Raw genomic sequence first — 4029 nt, 5'->3', positions numbered from 1 at the left:
AAACGCAACCGATATTTGTCGAAAACCCGTTATATGGTCGAACAAAGCTTTGGAACGTTGCACCGTAAATTCCGCTAACCGAAACCAACGAAAGAAGAACCATCATGACGATTGAAGCAGATAAAAACGCGGTGGTAGCCGAAAAGCCATTAACTGCCGAAGCGGCGGAAGGCATTTTTTCCCGCCTGTTAGCCAAATTTACCAAAGCGGAAGAAACGCCTGCCGACAACAAAGGCGATGCGCCCGCCGAGACTCCGGCAGCAGATGAAAAAGCCGACGGAAAACAGCCGGGTAAAACCGAACAGGATGAAGGCGGCAAATACGCCGTGCAGTTGGCGCAGGCTGCCGAACTGTTGGAAAAATTTGCCGAAAAAATAGACGGCCAACAGGAAAAAATTAAAGAGCTAGAAGGCAAAGTCGCCGCCTTTGAGAAGCAGCTCGAAACCGTTGCTTTTACCGGCAACCGTGCGCCGCATACCGGCGCGGGCGAAGGTGCGGCTGTCGCCGGTTGGTAAAACCCGCTTATCCCAAACACACACATATTGAGGAAAAAATATGCAACGCAAAAAACTATCTGCGGCCATCGCCGCCATGTACGCCGCCGTCGCGCAGGCGAACAACCTGCGCCCCGAACAGGTGCGCGAAGACTTTAGCGTCGCCCCTGCCGCCGTGCAGCGGATGTACGACGAGATCGGCAAATCAAGCGAACTGTTGAAACAAATCAACATCAGCGGCAAGGTGGAAAAAGTCGGCGACGTTATCGGCTTGTCTACCGGACTGATCGGCAGCAACACCGACACTTCGGACGACAACACCGAGCGCAAACCGCGATCCATCCACAGCCTGAGTAAACGCAGCTACAAACTGGAAAAAACCAATTTCGACGTGCGCCTGCGCTATGACGAGATTGACCAGTGGGCACATGTCACCTCCGATTTCCCCGCCCGCATCAACCGCAAAATCGCCGAATCCATCGCCATCAGCCTGATTACGGTCGGCATGAACGGCACGTCCCGCGCCGCCAATAGCAACTTTACCCAAAACCAGCTGCTGCAAGACGTGGCGAAAGGATGGCTGCAAAAAATGCGCGAAGAAAATGCCGCGCGGGTACTGGGCAAGGCTAACGAAAAGGTCAAATACGGCCCGGGAGCAACCGAGTATAAAAATTTAGACGCCGTCGTTACCGATGTGCTTAATGAGTTGATGGACGAGCGTTTTGCCGACCGCACCGACTTTGTCGTGTTGGCCTCCCGCCGTACCGTCGGCGACAAGTACCTGCGTATCGTCAATGCCTCCGGCGACAAGGCAACCGAACTGGAAGCAGGCGGTCGTCTGAGCGAAAAACGCACTTTGGGCGGCCTGCCGGTGATGTATGTGCCGAATATGCCCGCCAACACCTTGCTGATTACGCCGCTGGCCAAGGGCATTATGCCGTTGCCGACCTAATCGGCCGCGCCCACACGGACAGCGAGCTGATATGAATACCGAGACCGTCATCAGCCGGGAAGGCGACACCATCAGCAGTATTGCCTACGAATACTACGGCAGCAGTGCGGAGCAAGTGGAACGGATATTGGCGCGCAATCCGGGGCTGTCGCAACAGCCTGCCGTCTTGCCTGCGGGCGTATCCATCGTCATGCCGCCGCCCGAGGAAGAAAAAACCGAAACCGTGAAAACGGTCAACCTATGGGACTGAAAACGTCATGACCCAAGACAAAACAACCACTGCCATCAATACGGCCGTTATTGTTATCGGCAGTTACCACGTCCATGCCTCCGTCGCCTTCGGCGCACTGATTGGCGCGTCGCTGTTTGTGCTGAGCCAAAAGGCCGCGCGGCCGATAAACAAGGCTTGGCTATTTGCGGTGTCCTTTGTTGGCGGCATTTTCGGCTACGACGGCGTGGAAGAGCTGATTAACTGGCTTGTGCCGGGCGAGGCCCTGCGCATTAACAGTTTTACGGCTGCCGCCCTATTCTCGGCAGGTTTGGTGCTGGGATTACAGCGCGTTATGCGCCTGATCGAAAAAGGCCGTCTGAAAGAGGAGGTGTCCGAATGAATGCCGTCCAAACCGCCGCCGTTATTGCCCTGTCGCTGACTGCCGCCGTCCGCATCATCATGTTTGATGCGCGGGGCAAGACCCACAAACCGCTGAGCGCGTGCATCGCTTATCTGTCCATCGTTTGGCTGTGCAGCCTTGCACTGTCGGCCGCCTTCGCAATGCAAAACCTGACCTGCTGGCTGCTGATTTTCGGCCTCGCCCTGCATACGGGGGCGGTTTTGTGGAGCGGCGGGAACGTCAGCAAAATCCATCCGCGAAAAATACGCCCCGAAGCAAAGGGGCGGGCGGCGTCCGAAAACCATTTCAGACGGCCTCGCGGGAATTTTAGGGGCGCGGAAAAACATTAAGCGTCCGCCGACACACACAAAAAAGGAAATCAAAATGTCAGGCTATCAATTAGGAAAAACCAGCCTTGCCAAGCTGCAAGGCGTGCATCCGAACCTTGTCAAAGTCATTCAACGCGCCATCGAGATTACTGCGCAGGATTTCGGCGTCAATGAGGGGTTGCGTACCGTGGAGCGTCAAAAGCGACTTGTCGCCGCCGGCGCAAGCCGTACCCTCAACAGCAAACATTTAAAACAAGCCGATGGCTACGGCCACGCCGCCGACCTTATCCCGTGGGGCGACTTCGACGGCAACGGCACGAAAGAAATATCGTGGGCTTGGGCGCACTTTTACCCCATCGCCGAAGCAGTGCGCCTTGCCGCAAAAGAGACGGGTGTCCGCGTCCGCTGGGGCGGCTGCTGGCAGACGCTGAACGATACCGACAAGCCCGCCGAGGTACTGGTGGCCGATTATGTGGCTGCCCGCCGAGCCGAAGGCAAGAAAGCCTTTATCGATGGCCCGCATTTTGAGTTGGCGTAGAGGGATGGCATGAAAAGTATGATTTATGCGGCGGCTGTGATTGCGGTTTTGCTTGCGGTTGCCGCCGTGCAGGGTTTCGCCCTCTCGGCGCTGGGGGCTTGCACTTCCTTCAGGCGGCAGTCGCGCCATTCGGCAAAGTGATGTGGCATGACTTCGGAGGTTTTAATATCGCAAATGGGGTCGCGCAAAAAGCGGGCAAGGCGTATGTCTTCGCTGCAGCTGCCGCGTTTGGTGGGGGTGACTTCCGCGCGGTATCGTCGGATGATGTCGCCGACGGTTTGGTTTTTTGGTGTGATGCCAAGGGCGCGGCTGGTGATTTCGGCTTCGGTTTGCGCCGCCCATGCCTTTGCTTCGGCGGACGTGCGGAATGTTTTGGTGCGGACGTTGCCACGCAGGCGCACGCGGACGAGGTGCTTACCGTTTCGTTTGGTGATGCTGGCCATGGCTCTAATTGAAAAAGGATGGTGTATTTCTAAAACACACCATCCTTCAGGATTTTATAAAGTAATTGGTGTTCGTTTGGTACACAGTTACTTTAACTTGTTGATGCTAAATATTATGTTGGTGCCGGCGGCAGGATTCGAACTCGCGACCCCCTGATTACAAGTCAGGTGCTCTACCAACTGAGCTACACCGGCTTAAAGAAGGGCGCATTATGCGGTGTTTCGAAAAAATTGGCAAGCCATTTTCTCCAATTAAGCATAAAAATAAATCATCACACTGTTTTTTATGGATATATTTGTAGAAATCAGTAGCGTTGTTTACAGTATTTTCAGGAGAATACTGAAACATGAACATGCACAAAAACACCCGCCTCACCCCGCACCATCGCCAAGCCATTTGGCTGGCCTACACACAAGAGAAGGAAAGCGTCACCTCCCTGGCACGCCGCTACCAAGTCAGCCGCGTCACCATTTACCGCGCACTTAAAGCCGTAAGAGGCAGACTGCTCAAACCCCAAACCAGTACCAACAACCGTTTCAAACAGGCAAAGTACGGAATGAAACGCCTGGCCAAGGTAGAACGCGGCATTCAGGAAAAACTCAAAAGGCAGGCCAAACGCTACAATAAATCCTACCCCGGAGAGCTGGTACATCTCGATACC

At 54.9% G+C, this 4029-nt stretch carries 7 protein-coding genes, 1 tRNA gene and 1 pseudogene; 7 read left to right on the top strand and 2 right to left on the bottom strand.

All coding sequences use genetic code 11. From position 1 onward, the window contains the following. The first annotated feature begins 104 nt into the window (after positions 1 to 104). The 6 genes from ACTHSL_RS12145 to ACTHSL_RS12120 are packed head-to-tail and all read left to right on the top strand — an operon-like array spanning position 105 to position 2924. Complete coding sequence (locus tag ACTHSL_RS12145; protein WP_440381597.1) at positions 105 to 515, top strand: hypothetical protein; 411 nt, start codon at positions 105 to 107, stop codon at positions 513 to 515. A 40-nt stretch (positions 516 to 555) separates the two neighbouring features. Then, positions 556 to 1446: a P2 family phage major capsid protein gene (locus tag ACTHSL_RS12140; protein WP_440381596.1), complete on the top strand. Its 891-nt coding sequence runs from the start codon at positions 556 to 558 to the stop codon at positions 1444 to 1446. A 31-nt stretch (positions 1447 to 1477) separates the two neighbouring features. Then, a complete protein-coding gene (locus tag ACTHSL_RS12135) occupies positions 1478 to 1696 on the top strand; it encodes a tail protein X (RefSeq protein ID WP_440381595.1) in 219 nt (72 codons plus the stop codon). A 7-nt stretch (positions 1697 to 1703) separates the two neighbouring features. Continuing rightward, positions 1704 to 2057 (top strand): putative holin, encoded by a 354-nt coding sequence (locus ACTHSL_RS12130; protein ID WP_440381594.1) that lies wholly within the window; start codon positions 1704 to 1706, stop codon positions 2055 to 2057. Continuing rightward, positions 2054 to 2407, top strand: a complete 354-nt coding sequence (locus tag ACTHSL_RS12125) for a phage holin family protein (protein WP_157697503.1) — start codon at positions 2054 to 2056, stop codon at positions 2405 to 2407. Before ACTHSL_RS12130 ends, ACTHSL_RS12125 begins: the two co-directional genes overlap by 4 nt. 34 nt (positions 2408 to 2441) lie before the next feature. Further along, positions 2442 to 2924 (top strand): M15 family metallopeptidase, encoded by a 483-nt coding sequence (locus ACTHSL_RS12120; RefSeq protein WP_440381593.1) that lies wholly within the window; start codon positions 2442 to 2444, stop codon positions 2922 to 2924. A gap of 23 nt (positions 2925 to 2947) precedes the next feature. Here the strand turns inward: ACTHSL_RS12120 and ACTHSL_RS12115 are convergent, their stop codons facing one another. Next, complete coding sequence (locus tag ACTHSL_RS12115) at positions 2948 to 3367, bottom strand: hypothetical protein (RefSeq protein ID WP_440381592.1); 420 nt, start codon at positions 3365 to 3367, stop codon at positions 2948 to 2950. Positions 3368 to 3486: 119 nt separating this feature from the next. Then, positions 3487 to 3562 (bottom strand) — tRNA-Thr (locus ACTHSL_RS12110). A gap of 152 nt (positions 3563 to 3714) precedes the next feature. On the opposite strand from ACTHSL_RS12110, the pseudogene ACTHSL_RS12105 reads away from it, so the two are divergent. Further along, positions 3715 to 4029, top strand: a pseudogene (locus tag ACTHSL_RS12105) (IS481 family transposase); the annotation flags it as partial.

The sequence above is a fragment of the Neisseria sp. P0008.S010 genome (assembly GCF_051962715.1).
Lineage (GTDB): Bacteria > Pseudomonadota > Gammaproteobacteria > Burkholderiales > Neisseriaceae > Neisseria > Neisseria elongata.
Note: the sequence above shows the minus strand (reverse complement) of the source record. Positions and strands in the feature narration are given on the sequence as shown.